The sequence below is a fragment of the Sphingobium abikonense NBRC 16140 genome (assembly GCF_001598335.1).
In the GTDB taxonomy this organism is placed as follows: Bacteria; Pseudomonadota; Alphaproteobacteria; order Sphingomonadales; family Sphingomonadaceae; genus Sphingobium; species Sphingobium abikonense.
The window spans coordinates 77,629-92,806 of sequence record NZ_BCYT01000009.1 but is presented as its reverse complement, the minus strand read 5'-3'; the positions used below and the strand labels follow the sequence as shown (position 1 = coordinate 92,806).

The following is a 15,178-nucleotide window of genomic DNA, read 5'->3' as shown; positions in this document are numbered from 1 at the left end:
CTCAGTCCCGGCTCAACAGCCGGGCAACGGCAACAAATTCCTCGACCCTGACGGTTTCGGCGCGGCGCTGGGGATCGATGCCTTCGGCCTCCAGCGCCTCCAGCGCGCCGGGCAATGCCTTCAGGCTCTGGCGCATCATCTTGCGCCGCTGACCAAAGGCTGCCGCGGTCAGTCGCTCGAGCATCTTCAACTGCACGCCTTCGGGCGCAGGCTTGGGCGTGATGTGGACGACGGCGGACATGACCTTGGGTGGCGGCGTGAAGGCGCTGCGATGCACCTTCATCGCGATCCGCGCATCGCTGCGCCACTGCGACAGGACGGCCAGGCGCCCATAATGATCCGTGCCGGGCTTCGCGACGATGCGTTCCGCGACCTCCATCTGGAACATCAGCGTCAGGCTCGACCACCAGGGGAGCGGCGTCCAGATCGCTGACAGCCATCCCACCAGCAATGGCGTGCCCACATTATAGGGCAGGTTCGCGATGATATGCGCGCCATCGCCCGCTTCTGCCTGGGCATCGACCTGCATCGCGTCGCCCGCGATCACCGTCAACTGACCCGGAAAGGCATCGGCCAGCTCAGCGAGCGCAGGCAGGCAGCGATCGTCGCGCTCCACCGCTACCAACCGCGCGCCTGCGCGCAGGATGGCGCGCGTCAGGCCGCCGGGGCCGGGGCCTACTTCGAAAGCCGGTTTGTCACGCAGCGGGCCGGGGATGGCTGCGATACGATCGAGCAACTGTTCGTCCAGCAGGAAATTCTGCCCCAGCGCCTTGCTGGCGGCCAGCCCGTGTCGCGCAATGACATCCCGCAACGGCGGCAGCGCCGGTCGTTCGTCAGCCATGCAGGATGCGCGCGCGCGCCGCTTCGGCCGCCATTTTGAGCGCCGCCATCATTGCGCCGGGATTCGCGCTGTCCGTGCCGGCAATACCAAAGGCCGTGCCATGGTCGGGCGACGTGCGCACGATCGGCAGGCCCAGCGTGATGTTGACGCCTTCGTCGAAATTCAGCGTCTTGATCGGGATCAGCGCCTGGTCATGATACATGCACAGCGCCGCATCATAGGTTTCGCGCGCGCGCGCGTGGAACATGCCGTCGGCGGCCAGCGGCCCGACAATATCCAGACCATCGGCGCGCAATTGCTCAATGGCGGGACGAATGACCTCGATCTCTTCGCGACCCAGCGCGCCATTCTCGCCCGCATGGGGGTTGAGCCCCGCCACTGCCAGCCGTGGCCGGCCGATATTAAAATTGCGCTGCAATCCCTTGGCCGTGGTCAGCGCCCGCGCGCGGATCAGGTCGATGGTCAGCGCAGCCGATACGTTGGCCAGCGCGATATGGATTGTGATCGGCACGACCTTGAGCGCTGGGCCGGCCAGCATCATGACGGCATTGTGCGGTGCCACCCCGCAGCGTTCGGCAATGAATTCGGTCTGGCCTGGATGGGTGAAGCCCACTCCATATAATTGTTCCTTGCCGACCGGCGCGGTGACGATCCCCGCCGCGGACCCGGACCGGGCAAGGCCGACGGCGACCTCCAGCGACTGGAACGCGACCCGCGCGCCATCGATGCCGGGCACGCCGGGAACGATCTCGCCCGCGTCTGCGACCTGAAGGCAGGGCAGCGCGCGCGGGAACACCTCGGCGGCCTCTTCCGGGCTGTCGATCCGCTCTACCGGGCCAAGCCAGACGGCGCGCAGCGATGCTACGTCGCCTACCGCGAAAAAGGGCGGCAGGCCGCGCGCCTCGCGCATCACCCAGCTTTTGGCGACGATTTCCGGGCCAATCCCGGCCGGATCGCCCAGCGACACGGCGAAGGGCGCCAGCCGAGGCACAGCGTCAGTTATAATCGATGACCGCATCGCGGCGAAGGTCACGCAAATAGATGCGCGCGCGCTTGTTGACCCGTTCCTCTTCCAGCTGCGCCATGATCTGGTCAGCATTGGGCGCATTCGCCGATGCCGGATCGTCGCGTCCGCACACCACCAAAACCCGCACGCCGTCCGTGATCGATCCGAAGGGCGGGGTGGTTTCACCGACTTGCAGGTTCAGCAGGATTTCCTGCAATTGCGGTGGCAGGTCGCGCACCTTCACATTATCGTTGTCGACCACATCCGCGCCGATGCGCGCGCCAATCTCATTGGCTTGGCCGCAACCCTTGATTTCCTTTACCGCCGCGGCGAATTCCGCGGCCTTGGCGCCTGCCTGTTCCTTGGTGGTGCCCTTGGGGAACATGACGGACAATTGCTTCAGGCTCAGCAATGCATCGCGCGGGTCGGCGGTCAGCACCTTGCGCTTGTCCATGACGTAGATGATCGACACCCCGCCCACCGTTTCGATGGGGCCGGCAATCTGGCCGACCTGCATCTCGGCGGCAGCTTGCGCCAGTTCAGGTGGCAATTGCGCGGGACGAATCCAGCCCAGGTCGCCGCCGACGGCCGCAGTGGAGGCTTCGGAAAACTGCCGGGCATAGGCCTGGAAGCTGCCGCCCTGCTGGATCTGCTGGATGATGTTGCGTGCATTGGCGACAATCTGCGCCTGATTTTCAGGCGTTGCCGACAGATAGATTTCGCCGATCCGATATTCGTCGCTGCCCTTGGCCGCGTTCAGCCGGTCGATGACCGATTTCACCTCGTCCTCTGACACATTGACGAAGGGCTGGATGTTGCGACGGAGCAGGCGGCTCCACGCCAGTTCGCCTTCGATCTGGCGCTTGATGCTGGCGGCCGAACTGCCCTGGCTGCGCAAATAGGCGTCGAATTCGGCGGGGGATTTCCGAAAATTGGCCGCGACCCGCTGATAGCTCTGCTCGATTTCTTCCGGCGCGATTTTGATGTCGTTGGCGGCCGCTTCCTGAATCTGGAGCGTCTCATCGATCAGGTTGCGCAGCACCTGCACTCGCAGCCGCTCCTTTTCCTCATCCGACACCTTGCCGCCATTGGCGGTGATGATCAGCGCCAGGCGCTGGTCGACATCGGTGCCGGTGATGATGCGGCCGTTGACGATGGCGGTCGCCTTGCGAACATTGGGATCGCTCTTGCCAAAGACGGTGACGTCCTTGGGCAGGTTCAGCTGCTGCGTGGCCATGCTGGCGTCATCGTCGTCGACCGTCTGCGCGGCGACGGGCTGAACACCCGCGGCGATCAGGGCCGATGACAGGACAAGGGTGCGCAAGCGGACACAGGCGCCGCGGGTCAGGCGGCTGGACGAGGAAACGGCAGGCAGCATCGTCGGCAATAAACTCCAATGCGGGTCCGCGCCTGATGCACAGCCCCGCCTTAACCGGCCCTGACGAGAGGACGAAGCCCGTTCCTTATATGCCAATATTGCGGAAAGCTAGCCGTAGCTGGAAACCATTGCCCTTTCGCGCGTCGCCATTGGTCTGGTAATCGCGTCGCCATGTGAAGCCCAGCGTCAGGCAGTCATCCTCATAAGCAACGCCCAGCCGGTGGCGGACTGGTTCATAACCGTCCGATATGCTGACCGGATCTTCCTTCGCGTCAGTAAGGTCGACGACGGTCGATCCGAACACCGACCAGAAGCGCGCGAACTGCACCCGGCCGCCGAGGCGCAGTTCCTCGCGATCCTGCAAATCCTCCAGCCCGGTGAGCGCATTGCGGTTGAGCCGCAGATAGCCGACCATCGCATAGGTTTTCTTGCTGCCCACGGTCGCGTCGATCTCGTTGCGGCGCACCGACAGATTGTCCTTGTCCAGCCGATAGCGGTGGATCAGGCTGACGAAATTCTTGTAGCGAATGGTGGTGCGCCCGACGATATCAGACGTGCGATCCGACAGGCCGGTGCCGTCGGGCAAAATGCTTTCCTGCCGATCCAGCCGATAGCTTTGGCCGATGATCGCGCTCAGCGAAAAATTGGGCAGGTCCAGCCCATATTCCAGACCGTAGGTGACGCGCGAGCTATCCTCGAACCGGTCATAGCCGGCAAAGCGGTTGAGCGCGAAGAGGTTGCTGTCCTCCAGGTCCACCGCGCGCGCATCCTCATTGGGCAGCGACAGGTTGGCAAGATGCGGGGACGCGACGATCTGGACGCGCGGCGCGATCCGCTGCACGCCGCCAAAGGCTTCGCCCACGAACGGCCAGCGCATGTCTACCGCCGCCGCCGCGATACCGCGCGCCTGCCAGCCCGGATCGCCCGCATAGCTGGCGACCGATGTCAGCGCATTGTCGCTGCTATGATAGACGTCGCCGCGCAGATAGCCCGTGAAGGTCACTTCCTGCCCCAGGCCCGTCAGCGTGCGCAAATTCCATTCCGCGCCAGCAAAGGCGCGCTGCGTATCCTGGCCGGCGGTGCGGGTGATCGCCAGCGTGTTCGCCTGCAACTGCAACACGCCGCCCAACCATGGGTCCTTCATCCGCAGCCGATAGTCGATAACCGGCAGCGCGATCGGCGTCTGCCCCTGCGAATCGCCTTGGCGCAGCGTCTGCACCGCCCAGCCGCGAATCGAGAAATAGCTGTTTTCGCCGATACGCTGCGCGCCGATGGTCGATCGTAGCCGGTCTTCGCGACTGATGTCGTAGCGGCGCAGGAACGTGCGATCGGTGGCTACCCGGATCGACCCGTCCAGGCTCCATTCGGGCGACAATTGCATCGCGCCCGACGCGTCGAGATAGCCGCGAAGATCTTTTTCGCTGTCGGCCGCCGTCGTTCCCGCCGGGCTTTCGCCTGTGGCGACGCGGCGGCCGTGTGTGACGTAGCCAGTAATCTGATAGGCGCCGCGGTCGTAGAGGTGCCGGAAATTCGTCTCCAGCATCGGCAAGGTGTCGGTATAGACGTGCGGCGTGATCGTCAGGTCGCGATTGGGCGCCAGCTTAAAATAATAGGGCAGCGCGACTTCAAAGCCATTGTTGCGATCGTAGCGCAAATTGGGCACCAGCAGACCGCTGCCGCCATTATCGCCCACGGGATGGCTGAAACCGGGCAGCGGAATGAGCGGCAGGCCAAACAGCTCGATATTGGCGTTGCGATAGGTGACGCGCTCGCGGGTCGGGTCATAGACCACCCGCACGGCGTTGATCTGCCAGGTCGGCTCCTTGGGGCAACCGTCGCTGTCCTCGACCGAACAGCCGGTATAGGCAGCACGTTCCAGCGTGTAGACGCCATTGGTGCGGGTGCCCTTGACCGCGGCCAGCCGCCCGCCCGATTGCAGCACCAGCAGCATATTGTCGACCGCGCCGTCCTTCAGGCTGTCGGTGACATCGAAGCGGTCGCCATAGGCGACATTGCCGTCGGGATCGGTAACGGACACATTCCCCTGTGCCTCCACCTTGCCGCTGTTCCGGTCCCACACGACCTTGTCGGCGCGCAGGCGATTGCCTTCGCGTAGCAATTGCACATTGCCGCTCGCCGTGACGATCTCCGTCTCGCTATTATATTCCAGCGTATCAGCGGCAAAGCCGATCTGATCGTCGCTGGTCGGTACGGGCGCGTCGGGCGCGCTGATCGGCGTCTGCGGTTCGTTCAGTTGCTGCGCCAGCGCGGGCTGGCATGCAATCAGCGCCGCGCCGCCCAGCAGGACGGCACGGAGGGAAGCGCAAGAAAATGGGGAAGGCAAGGCGGTCTGCAAGCAATGGGCCTCTATGGACGGCGCGTCTGGCCTTCCCGCCTATCGCACTGCCGCGCGCTCCGCAATCGCCAGCCGTGGATCGAATCATGCAAAATCGGTCGAACGCCTTTGCCAGACGCGCCGGGCGGCACTATCTGCGGAACAGACAGCGCGGCCCAGCGGCCGCCGCCAAGACATCGACAAGAGGAAAAGCGCCCCGATGGATATCCAATTCAGCCCGACCCGCCCCGAAGCCGCCGACACCCTGGTCCTGGCCGTTGCCAAGGGCGGGCTTGATGCCCTGCCGCTGTCGGCCGCCTCGACTCTGTCAGCGGGCGCGGCGGCCTCGCGCTTTACCGGTGAAGCAGGCAGCAGCTTTGAAAGTTTCGCCGAAGAAGGCGGCCGGACCATTCGTATCCTGCTGATCGGCACCGGGGCCGGAGGCGACCAGGATCTGGAAAAGGCCGGCGGCACGCTGGTCGCGAGACTGGCGAGCAGCGGCGCGATCCATGCAGTGGTTGAAGGTCTGAATGGCGAGGCCGCCGCCACGCTGGCCTTTGGCGCACGCCTGCGCAGCTGGCGCTTCGACACGTACCGCACGCGCCAGAGTGAAAAGGCCAAGCCCACGCTCAAGACCATCACCATCGTTGCCGGCGATGCCGACGCCGACTGGGAACGGCAGGCCGCGCTTGCCGATGGCGTCGCCTTCACGCGCGAACTGGTCGCTGAACCGGCCAACATCCTTTATCCCGAAAGCTTCGTCGAACGCTGCCGTCATCTGGAACAGCTGGGCGTCAAGATCACCGTGCTTGACAAGGATGCGATGACGCAGCTTGGCATGGGCGCCTTGCTGGGCGTTGCGCAGGGTTCGGTGCGCGAACCGCGCCTGCTGGCGATGGAATGGGACGGCACCGGCGGCGCGCAGGACAAGCCGCTGGTCTTCATCGGCAAGGGCGTGACCTTCGACACCGGCGGCATCTCGCTCAAGCCCGGCGCGGGCATGGAGGACATGAAGTGGGACATGGGCGGCGCGGGCGCTGTCGCGGGCGCGATGAAGGCGCTGGCCGGGCGCAAGGCGAAGGCGCGGGTCGTGGGCATTTGCGGCCTTGTTGAAAATATGCCCGACGGCAATGCGCAGCGGCCGGGCGATGTCGTCACCTCCATGTCGGGCCAGACGATCGAAGTGCTCAACACCGATGCCGAAGGGCGGCTGGTGCTGTGCGATGCCGTCACCTGGGCGCAGAAAACCTACAGTCCCGACATGATCGTCGATCTGGCGACGCTGACCGGCGCGATGATCGTCGCGTTGGGCCATGAACATGGCGGCCTCTTCGCCAATGACGACGCGCTCGCCGACGCGCTGGCGAAGGCCGGGCGGAGCGTGGGGGAAAAGCTGTGGCGCTTCCCGCTGTCCGACGCTTATGACAAGCTGCTCGACAGCCCGATCGCCGACATGAAGAATATCGGCCCGCGCTATGCCGGGTCGATCACCGCCGCCCAGTTCATCCAGCGGTTCGTCGACGAAGGCGTCAAGTGGGCGCATCTCGACATTGCCGGCATGGTCTGGTCGGACAAGCCCGGCGCGACATGGGACAAGGGCGCGACCGGCTATGGCGTGCGCCTGCTCGACCGCTTCGTGACGGACCGGTTCGAACGCTGACGCGCCGGCGATGCAGGTCGATTTCTACCAGTTGAGCCGCGATCCTGTCGAACAGGTGTTGCCCGCGATCGCCGGGCGCATCCTGGCGATGGGCGCGCGGCTGCTGGTGGTGGCGGGGGAGGACGACCGGCTCGACCGCATTTCGAAGGGCCTGTGGGCGGGGCCGCCCGAAAGCTTCCTCGCCCATGGTCGCGTCGGCGAAGGCGGGGAGGCGCACCAGCCGATTCTGCTGAGCGATACCTGCAATGCGGGCAATGGCGCGCGCCACGTCGCGCTGGCCGACGGCCTGTGGCGCGAGGAGGCGCTCGGCTTCGATCGCGCCTTCTATTTCTTCGACGCCGAAACCATCGACGGCGCCCGGACAAGCTGGCGCACGCTTAGCAAAGCGGAAGGCGTGGAGCCGCGCTTCTGGCGGCAGGAGGGCCGGAAATGGGTGCAGGGGCCGTAGGCGCGGGCAAATAGCACCCAATCGTTGGTGATCTCGGAGCCTGTTCCTGGTCTTGATTGCGAACATGAGAAGGTTTAGTCTCGAAAAATGGCTGACCTCTCCAAATTCGACCGAATGGAGTTGAGGCGGGCGGCCGGCAATCGGACTGTAAGCGCCCCAAATGTTCCTCCCTACCATCGTGGCCCAGAGTGCCTGTGGCCACATGCCTGTTTCGATTGCCGGAAATCATGGAAGCTATCGGAAGCGGCCTCTGCTGTATGCCCTGAATGCCATAGAAGTCTTCACTGGATGGGGCGCGCGTTTAAGGTGCCTCGCAAATCAGACGATGAGCAATGGGAGAAAGTGCGGGCGCTTTGGAACGCAGGATTTCGATTCATCAACCATACGCGGAGAATAAAAGCAGAGGCATTGCCTAACCGGTTGCGTGACGTTGACGATTTTGTTGGCCGAAACCTTGGACATCCTTTGCGGGTCGGAAGGTAGGTTTAGATATCTCAGGCGCCCTGCCGTCATTCCCGCGATCCGAAGAGTGACCGCAGGTCAACGCGGGAACCTATCTCCCGACGTCTTAACGGGCGCGGTGATGAGGGACGGATTCCCGCTTTGTAGGGATGAATATGGTTATGTCCGCTAGTCATATATTAGTGGCCACGGACGGGCGTCACTCTTCTCCGAACTTGTCCTCGACCAGGGTGACGAGCTGGCTGAGCGCCTGCGCGGCGTCCGGGCCGGTCGCCTTGATCGTGATCTGGTCGCCCATCGCCGCGCCCAGCATCATCAGCCCCATGATCGACGTGCCAGTGACGTGATGGCCGTCCTTGCTGACGGTGACTTCAGCGGGCAGGCCGCTGGCCAGGGTCACGAATTTGGCGCTGGCGCGGGCGTGAAGGCCGCGCTTGTTGGTGATACGGACGTCCTGGCTGATTTCGTTCATGCAGTGCTGCCCAACAATTCCGATGCGACGCTGATATATTTCTGGCCTGCCTCGCGCGCGGCGGCGACGGCGGCGCGTACGTCCATCACCTTGCGCGCGCTTTCCAGGCGGATGAGCATGGGCAGGTTGATGCCTGCGATCACCTCGATCTCGCCGGCCTTGAGCAGCGAGATGGCGAGGTTCGACGGGGTGCCGCCGAACAGGTCGGTGAGAAGGATGACGCCCGCGCCATCATTGACGCGCGCGACCGCCGCAGCGATATCCGCGCGGCGCAATTCCATATCGTCTTCGGGGCCGATGCAGATCGTGGCGATCTGCTGTTGCGGCCCAACGACATGTTCCATGGCGACGACGAATTCGGTCGCCAGCGACCCATGGGTGACGAGTACGAGTCCGATCATGTGCTTGTGCGGCCCACCTGTATCATGATTCTGCTTTCGGGCCTCCCGGTCGGCGCTTCTCCAGGCTGTCCTGGGGCGCTGATTCTATATTGCGGTGCAGAACCGTGGGCGAAAAGCCCGCTGCTTGCAAGTGCCTCGCGACCCGATCTGCGACATGGACGGACCGATGCCGCCCGCCGGTGCAGCCGAACGCTACGGTAATGTAGGTCTTGCCGCCTTCGGCATAACGCGGCAGCAGCGTGACGAGCAGATCCTCGATCCGGCTCACGCTGTCGTCATAGGCGGGGTCCTGCGCGATATAGGCGGCGACGTCGGCCTCCAGCCCGGTTTTGGGTCGCAGCGCATCGTCCCAGTGCGGATTGCGCAGATAGCGCATGTCGAACATCAGGTCGGCGTTGCGCGGCACCCCGCGCGAAAAGCCGAAGGACAGGATGGTCAGCACCGGTTCCGACAGGCCGGGCCGCGAAAAGCGGTCGCGCATTTCCTGTTGCAGGGCGTTGCTGGTGAAACTGGTGGTGTCGATCACCTGGCTGGCCCAGCGGCGCAGCGGTTCTGTGAGTTCGCGTTCGCGCGCGATGCCGTCGGCGGCGGGGCGATCGGCCGCCAGCGGGTGGCGGCGGCGGGTTTCGGCAAAACGCCGTTCCAGTTCGGCGTCGGAACAGTCGAGGAACAGGGTTTCGATGTCATGGCCGTGGCGTTCGCGCAGGCCCTTGATACGGCGCACGATGGCGCCGGCGTCAAAGCCGCGCGTGCGCGCGTCGATGCCCAGCGCCAGCGGCCGGTCGGCACCCGCGCCATGGCCGACGGGCAGTGGTGTGTCGAGCAGCCGGTCGAGCAGCATCAGCGGCAGATTGTCGACGACTTCCCAGCCCATATCCTCCAGCGTCTTGAGCGCGGTGGTCTTGCCCGCGCCCGACAGGCCCGACAGCAGCAGGATCGATTTGGGGTGGGATGCGCTCATCGCGGCGCCAGCGCCCTGAGCGCCAATTCGACCTTGATCGCGGCAGAGACTTCGAACGGGGCGATCTTGACGACCGGCACCTGCAATCCGGCGACGGCGCGGGACAGGCCCTCGGGCGGCATCCGGTCGACCTGGTCGAACAGGTCGCACAGCAGCGCGACGGGCGCGTCGCCATGGGACATGGGCAGGATGCCAAGGCCGCGCACCTCCATCTTGCCCGCGATGGTGTCGGGCGCGGTGGCGCGCAGAGAACCGTCGATGCGCTGGACCAGCGTGTAATCATCGCTGACCAGCGTGGCGCCACGGTCGATCAGGCGCAGCGCCAGGTCGGACTTGCCTACGCCGCTGGGACCGCACAGCAGGACGGCCCGGCCATCAATGGCCACGCTGGTCGCATGCAGCGTTTCGGAGGAAAGGGCGCGCGCCATTATCCCGCCTCTTCTAACGCCTGTCGGCATCAATGAAAATGGGCGAGCGTCGCGTCGGCGTCTTATTCCGAAACAATGCCGGGGTCGCGCGCCACCGCCATCGGCAGGCGCACGACGAAGCTGGCGCCGCGCTGCGCATCCTCGCGGTCGCCGATGCTGATGCGGCCCTGATGCCCTTCGACGATGGAGCGGGCGATGGCGAGGCCCAGGCCCGAATGCTTGCCGAAACTTTCGCCTTCGGGCCGGACGCTGTGGAAGCGGCGGAAAATATGTTCGCGCTCGGATTCGGGGACGCCCGGCCCTTCATCCTCGACGCTGACCAGCACCTGGTCGTGGGCCACCGTGGCGATGATGCGGACAAGGCCGCCGTCGGGTGAAAAGGACACGGCATTGTCGATGAGATTGTCGAGCACGCGCACCAGCCGGCCTTCTTCGCCCAGCACGACGGCGACATCCTTGCGCGGGCGGGCGAAGGCCAGCCGCACGCCACGCGGCACGCCGCGCGCTTCGCGGGCGATCACCATTTTTTCGATCAGCAGGCCAAGGTCGATGGGTTCAAAGCGGGTGCGCGACAGTTCCGCGTCGACGCGCGAGGCTTCGGCAATGTCGGTGACGAGCCGGTCGAGCCGGCGTACATCATCCTGCGCGATCGCCATCAACTGCGCGCGCAGGTCCGGGCGGTCCACTCGCTCAAGCGAATCGAGCGCGGAGCGCAGCGAGGCGATGGGGTTCTTGAGTTCATGGCTGACGTCCGCCGCGAAGGCGTCGGTCGCGTCGATCCGCTGGCGCAGCGCATGGCTCATGTCCGACAGGGCGCGGGCCAGCATGCCGATTTCGTCGCGCCGTTCGGGCAGCCGCGGCACCGTCACCTCGCGCGCGCGGCCCAGTCGCACGCGCACGGCGGCGCGCGCGAGGCGCTGGAGCGGCTGTACGATGGTGCGGGCGAGGAACAGCGAGAGCAGCACCGAGGCGAGCACCGCCGCGCCCAGCACCAGCCCCAGGCGGAAGCGTTCGGCGCGCACTGTGCGAGTGATGTCGCGCGCATTTTCGGTCGCGAGCAGGCTGGTCCCGTCCCTCATCGCCACGGCGGCCGAAATCATGAAGGTGCGGTCGGGGGCGTAGCGGTTCATCGCTTCGGGCCGACCGGAACGGCGCGCGGCGACCAGTTCGGGCCAGGCGCTGGCGCGATCGACCGTTGGCTCCTCAAAATCGGGCGGGCGATCGGCGGACACCACTCGATCGACCATCTTGTCGAGGAAGCGCGCGACATGGCGCCGCAAGGCTTCGTCTTCGGGCGAGCGCAATTCATAGCGCGGCGCATCCATGGCGAAGCTGTCGGCGATCAGCGCGCCATTGGCGCCATAGCGGCGCACCCGGTCGCCGGTCTGCCGTGCATAGGCGGCGATCAACCGGTCCTGCCGATTGGCCGGTGCGGTGTCCAGCCCGATGGCGAGCAGCTTCAATTCCCGCGCGGACTGGGCCAGCCGATCATCGACGATGCGGGTGCGATAGCTGTCGAGATAGAAAAACCCACCCGCCAGCAGCGCCAGCGCGAACACATTGACCGCCAGGATGCGCGGCGTGAGGCTGACCCGCCCCGACCAGCGCATCGGTGCGGGCAGGCGGTCATTCCTCGGAGAATCGGTATCCGGCGCCATAGAGCGTGTCGATTGCATTGAACTGGCTGTCTACCTCACGGAATTTGCGGCGCAGGCGCTTGATATGGCTGTCGATGGTGCGGTCATCGACATAGACGTCGTCCTGATAGGCGGCGTCCATCAACTGGTTGCGGTTCTTGACCACGCCGGGGCGCTGGGCAAGCGTTTCCAGGATCAGGAACTCGGTGACGGTCAGCGTCACGTCCTTGCCATCCCATTTGACTCGGTGCCGGGCCGGGTCCATTTCCAGCCGCCCGCGCACGATCGGCTCGGCAACCGGCTCGTCGCTGGCTTCGGGCGTGCGATTGGCTTCGGCGCGGCGCAATATGGCGCGGATGCGCGCGATCAGCAGCCGCTGCGAGAAGGGTTTGGAGATATAATCGTCCGCCCCCATGGCCAGGCCCAGCGCCTCGTCCAGCTCATCGGCCTTGGAGGTGAGGAAGATCACGGGCATCGCGCTTTTTTCGCGCAGTCGCCGCAGCAGTTCCAGTCCGTCCATGCGCGGCATCTTGATGTCGAAGACGGCAAGGTCGGCGGGATTGTCGAGCAGCGCCTTCAGCGCGCCTTCGGGATCGGGATAGATGCGCGTCACGAAGCCTTCGGCCTGTAGCGCGATCGACACGGAGGTCAGGATATTCTTGTCGTCGTCCACCAGTGCGATGGTTGCGGTCATGCGGCGTCCCGGCTGATCAGGTTGCAGAGCGCAGCAGCGTTAGACCATGGCACGCGGGGCTGCAAGAAAGGCTGACGATGCCGGGCCGCGAAGCGCCGTCCCGATGGTTGCGGCGCAGCATCGACTCAATTTGACGCTGCTCGCATCACGTCCTATGCGAAATATGTCAGCAAGCCGGACGCCTTACGAAAGGGCGACGGGGAGGCGGATCGACCCCGACCATGATGGCATGCGCGGGACGACAACATAGACAGGAGCAAAGGCGTGCAGGCCAAATCCTCTATCACCCTGGCGAACCAGGGCATCACTACCCATGCCACCCAGCATTGGAATCTCGGCACCGCGCCGCTGGTCGAGGCGGCCGTGCGCAATGGCGAGGGCAAGCTGTCGAAGGACGGCCCGCTGGTCGTCAAGACCGGCAAGCACACCGGCCGCAGCGCCAAGGACAAGTTCATCGTCCGCGACGCCGAAACCGAAAACACGGTCTGGTGGGGCAACACCAATGTCGCGATGACGCCGGAGCATTTTGCGGCATTGAAGGACGATTTCTTCAAGGCGCTGGGCGAAAAGGACACGCTCTACGTCGCCGACCTGTTCGGCGGATCGCAGCCTGAGCATCGCGTCAATGTACGCGTCATCAACGAATTTGCCTGGCACAATCTGTTCATCCGCACGCTGCTGGTGCGGCCGACCGCCGAGGAACTGGCCGGATTTGCGCCCGAATATACGATCATTGACCTGCCCAGCTTCCGCGCCGATCCCGCGCGCCATGGCTGCCGCAGCGAAACGGTGATCGCGGTTAACCTGACCGAAAAGCTGATCCTGATCGGCGGCACCGCCTATGCCGGCGAGATGAAGAAGAGCGTGTTCGGCATCCTCAACTATCTGCTGCCGGCCAAGGGCGTGATGCCGATGCATTGTTCGGCAAATATCGGCGCGAACGGCGATACGGCGGTCTTCTTCGGCCTCAGCGGCACCGGCAAAACGACGCTGTCGGCCGACGCCAGCCGCACGCTCATCGGTGACGATGAACATGGCTGGTCGGACACGGCCGTCTTCAACTTCGAAGGCGGCTGCTATGCCAAGATGATCAACCTGTCGGCTGAGGCCGAACCGGAAATCTTCGCCACCACCAAGCGGTTCGGCACGGTGCTGGAAAATGTCGTGATGGACGAGGAAACCCGCGCCATCGACCTGGATGACAACAGCCTCGCCGAAAACAGCCGCGGCTCCTACCCGATCGATTTCATCCCCAACACTTCGGAGAAGAATCTGGGGCCGGTTCCCAAGAACATCATCTTCCTGACCGCCGACGCCTATGGCGTGCTGCCGCCGATCGCGCGGTTGACGCCCGAACAGGCAATGTATCATTTCCTGTCCGGCTACACCGCGCGCGTCGCAGGCACCGAAATCGGCGTGACCGAACCGACCGCGACCTTCTCGACCTGCTTTGGCGCGCCCTTCATGCCGCGCCACCCCTCGGTCTATGGCAATTTGCTGAAAGAACGGATCAACAAGGGCGGCGTCACCTGCTGGCTGGTCAACACCGGCTGGTCGGGCGGCAAGGCGACGATGCCGGGCATCAAGCGCATGCCGATCAAGGTCACGCGCGCGCTGCTGAACGCGGCGCTCGACGGTAGCCTCAACAATGCGCAGTTCCGCACCGATCCCAATTTCGGGTTCCAAGTGCCCGTGGCGGTGGAGGGCGTGGATTCGACCATCCTCGATCCGCGCGCATCCTGGGCGGACGGCGAGGCCTATGACGAAACGGCGGCAACGCTGGTCAAGGCCTTCGTCGACAATTTCGCGCAGTTTGAAGAGCATGTCGACGATGGCGTGCGCGGCGCGGCGCTGACTGCCGCCTGACGCGAGCGACAGTATGACAAAAAGGGGTGGGGGCCATGGTTTCCCGCCCCTTTTTCGCGAAGTCTGGTTTTCTCCGCCTTTTAAGCGAAGGGGCTTTTTGCGTTGACCCGGCGCTCCTGCTAATCTGCGTGGATAGTGAAAAGGAGCGTAAGCGCATGTTCGACAGCATCATCGGCAAACTGGGCGGGCTGGAGGCGGTCGCCGCGCAGATCGGCGTCACGCCTGAACAGATGCAGGCGCTGATGCGCGAGATCGCGGCGAAGATCGGATCGGGCGAAACCAGCGTGGCGGCGCTTGCCGAAACGGCGGCCGAACATGGCGTGTCGGCCGACAAGTTGCAGCAATTGATGGGCAGTTTTGGCGGGCCCGAAGCGATCATGAGCCAATTGGGCAGCATGTTCGACCGGGACGGCGACGGCAACCCCGCCAATGAATTGAGCGGCATCGCCAAGGGCCTGTTTGGCTGACGACCCGCCGCGCGGCGGAAGCCGGCGCTTTGCCACCCCCAAGTTTTTTTGGCCTTGCCTTCGCGGCGCGGAAGGGCCAATTCGCGCGCATCTGATCTGTTGCGAACGATCCGCAATTGAGG

At 64.7% G+C, this 15,178-nt stretch carries 14 protein-coding genes; 4 read left to right on the top strand and 10 right to left on the bottom strand.

What is annotated here, in order from left to right; all coding sequences use genetic code 11:
* Position 1 precedes the first annotated feature (1 nt).
* The 4 genes from rsmA to SAB01S_RS11870 form a co-directional block, all read right to left on the bottom strand.
* Positions 2-841 carry a 16S rRNA (adenine(1518)-N(6)/adenine(1519)-N(6))-dimethyltransferase RsmA gene (rsmA, locus tag SAB01S_RS11885; protein WP_062733235.1) on the bottom strand — a complete coding sequence of 280 codons (840 nt, stop codon included), beginning with the start codon at positions 839-841 and terminating at the stop codon, positions 2-4.
* Complete coding sequence (gene pdxA / locus SAB01S_RS11880) at positions 834-1,859, bottom strand: 4-hydroxythreonine-4-phosphate dehydrogenase PdxA (RefSeq protein ID WP_062733301.1); 1,026 nt, start codon at positions 1,857-1,859, stop codon at positions 834-836. Before pdxA ends, rsmA begins: the two co-directional genes overlap by 8 nt.
* A complete protein-coding gene (locus tag SAB01S_RS11875; protein WP_062733234.1) occupies positions 1,837-3,225 on the bottom strand; it encodes a peptidylprolyl isomerase in 1,389 nt (462 codons plus the stop codon). Before SAB01S_RS11875 ends, pdxA begins: the two co-directional genes overlap by 23 nt.
* Positions 3,226-3,310: 85 nt before the next feature.
* On the bottom strand, positions 3,311-5,530 hold the full coding sequence (locus SAB01S_RS11870; RefSeq protein WP_062733299.1) for an LPS-assembly protein LptD: 2,220 nt from the start codon (positions 5,528-5,530) through the stop codon (positions 3,311-3,313).
* A gap of 250 nt (positions 5,531-5,780) precedes the next feature.
* Here SAB01S_RS11870 and SAB01S_RS11865 point away from each other — a divergent pair, with 250 nt between their 5' ends.
* Together SAB01S_RS11865 and SAB01S_RS11860 are read left to right on the top strand one after the other, a co-directional pair.
* A complete protein-coding gene (locus SAB01S_RS11865; protein WP_062733298.1) occupies positions 5,781-7,220 on the top strand; it encodes a leucyl aminopeptidase in 1,440 nt (479 codons plus the stop codon).
* 10 nt (positions 7,221-7,230) lie between these two features.
* Complete coding sequence (locus SAB01S_RS11860; RefSeq protein ID WP_062733232.1) at positions 7,231-7,668, top strand: DNA polymerase III subunit chi; 438 nt, start codon at positions 7,231-7,233, stop codon at positions 7,666-7,668.
* 661 nt (positions 7,669-8,329) lie between these two features.
* On the opposite strand, the gene SAB01S_RS11855 is transcribed toward SAB01S_RS11860, so the two are convergent.
* The 6 genes from SAB01S_RS11855 to SAB01S_RS11830 form a co-directional block, all read right to left on the bottom strand.
* Complete coding sequence (locus SAB01S_RS11855) at positions 8,330-8,602, bottom strand: HPr family phosphocarrier protein (RefSeq protein WP_021228667.1); 273 nt, start codon at positions 8,600-8,602, stop codon at positions 8,330-8,332.
* Positions 8,599-9,003 (bottom strand): PTS sugar transporter subunit IIA, encoded by a 405-nt coding sequence (locus SAB01S_RS11850; protein WP_009820945.1) that lies wholly within the window; start codon positions 9,001-9,003, stop codon positions 8,599-8,601. Before SAB01S_RS11850 ends, SAB01S_RS11855 begins: the two co-directional genes overlap by 4 nt.
* 22 nt (positions 9,004-9,025) lie before the next feature.
* Positions 9,026-9,964 (bottom strand): RNase adapter RapZ, encoded by a 939-nt coding sequence (gene rapZ / locus SAB01S_RS11845; protein ID WP_062733230.1) that lies wholly within the window; start codon positions 9,962-9,964, stop codon positions 9,026-9,028.
* On the bottom strand, positions 9,961-10,392 hold the full coding sequence (locus SAB01S_RS11840) for an HPr kinase/phosphorylase (RefSeq protein WP_062733228.1): 432 nt from the start codon (positions 10,390-10,392) through the stop codon (positions 9,961-9,963). Before SAB01S_RS11840 ends, rapZ begins: the two co-directional genes overlap by 4 nt.
* Before the next feature lie 62 nt (positions 10,393-10,454).
* Positions 10,455-12,050, bottom strand: a complete 1,596-nt coding sequence (locus SAB01S_RS11835) for a sensor histidine kinase (RefSeq protein ID WP_062733226.1) — start codon at positions 12,048-12,050, stop codon at positions 10,455-10,457.
* Positions 12,019-12,723, bottom strand: a complete 705-nt coding sequence (locus tag SAB01S_RS11830) for a response regulator transcription factor (RefSeq protein WP_021228663.1) — start codon at positions 12,721-12,723, stop codon at positions 12,019-12,021. The genes SAB01S_RS11835 and SAB01S_RS11830 overlap by 32 nt, the downstream gene beginning before the upstream one ends.
* A gap of 264 nt (positions 12,724-12,987) precedes the next feature.
* On the opposite strand from SAB01S_RS11830, the gene SAB01S_RS11825 reads away from it, so the two are divergent.
* A complete protein-coding gene (locus SAB01S_RS11825; RefSeq protein ID WP_062733224.1) occupies positions 12,988-14,589 on the top strand; it encodes a phosphoenolpyruvate carboxykinase in 1,602 nt (533 codons plus the stop codon).
* A gap of 155 nt (positions 14,590-14,744) precedes the next feature.
* The gene (locus SAB01S_RS11820; RefSeq protein ID WP_062733296.1) at positions 14,745-15,056 is read left to right on the top strand and encodes a hypothetical protein; all 312 of its coding nucleotides are present in this window, start codon (positions 14,745-14,747) and stop codon (positions 15,054-15,056) included.
* Positions 15,057-15,178: the final 122 nt, after the last annotated feature.

Bases quoted from the DNA above. Each gene is read 5' to 3' on its own strand.
- SAB01S_RS11860 (WP_062733232.1), top strand. From the start codon at position 7,231: ATGCAGGTCGATTTCTACCAGTTGAGCCGCGATCCTGTCGAACAGGTG.
- pdxA (WP_062733301.1), bottom strand. From the start codon at position 1,859: ATGCGGTCATCGATTATAACTGACGCTGTGCCTCGGCTGGCGCCCTTC.
- SAB01S_RS11835 (WP_062733226.1), bottom strand. From the start codon at position 12,050: ATGGCGCCGGATACCGATTCTCCGAGGAATGACCGCCTGCCCGCACCG.
- SAB01S_RS11855 (WP_021228667.1), bottom strand. From the start codon at position 8,602: ATGAACGAAATCAGCCAGGACGTCCGTATCACCAACAAGCGCGGCCTT.
- SAB01S_RS11820 (WP_062733296.1), top strand. From the start codon at position 14,745: ATGTTCGACAGCATCATCGGCAAACTGGGCGGGCTGGAGGCGGTCGCC.
- SAB01S_RS11830 (WP_021228663.1), bottom strand. From the start codon at position 12,723: ATGACCGCAACCATCGCACTGGTGGACGACGACAAGAATATCCTGACC.
- rapZ (WP_062733230.1), bottom strand. From the start codon at position 9,964: ATGAGCGCATCCCACCCCAAATCGATCCTGCTGCTGTCGGGCCTGTCG.
- SAB01S_RS11850 (WP_009820945.1), bottom strand. From the start codon at position 9,003: ATGATCGGACTCGTACTCGTCACCCATGGGTCGCTGGCGACCGAATTC.
- SAB01S_RS11865 (WP_062733298.1), top strand. From the start codon at position 5,781: ATGGATATCCAATTCAGCCCGACCCGCCCCGAAGCCGCCGACACCCTG.
- SAB01S_RS11840 (WP_062733228.1), bottom strand. From the start codon at position 10,392: ATGGCGCGCGCCCTTTCCTCCGAAACGCTGCATGCGACCAGCGTGGCC.
- SAB01S_RS11875 (WP_062733234.1), bottom strand. From the start codon at position 3,225: ATGCTGCCTGCCGTTTCCTCGTCCAGCCGCCTGACCCGCGGCGCCTGT.
- rsmA (WP_062733235.1), bottom strand. From the start codon at position 841: ATGGCTGACGAACGACCGGCGCTGCCGCCGTTGCGGGATGTCATTGCG.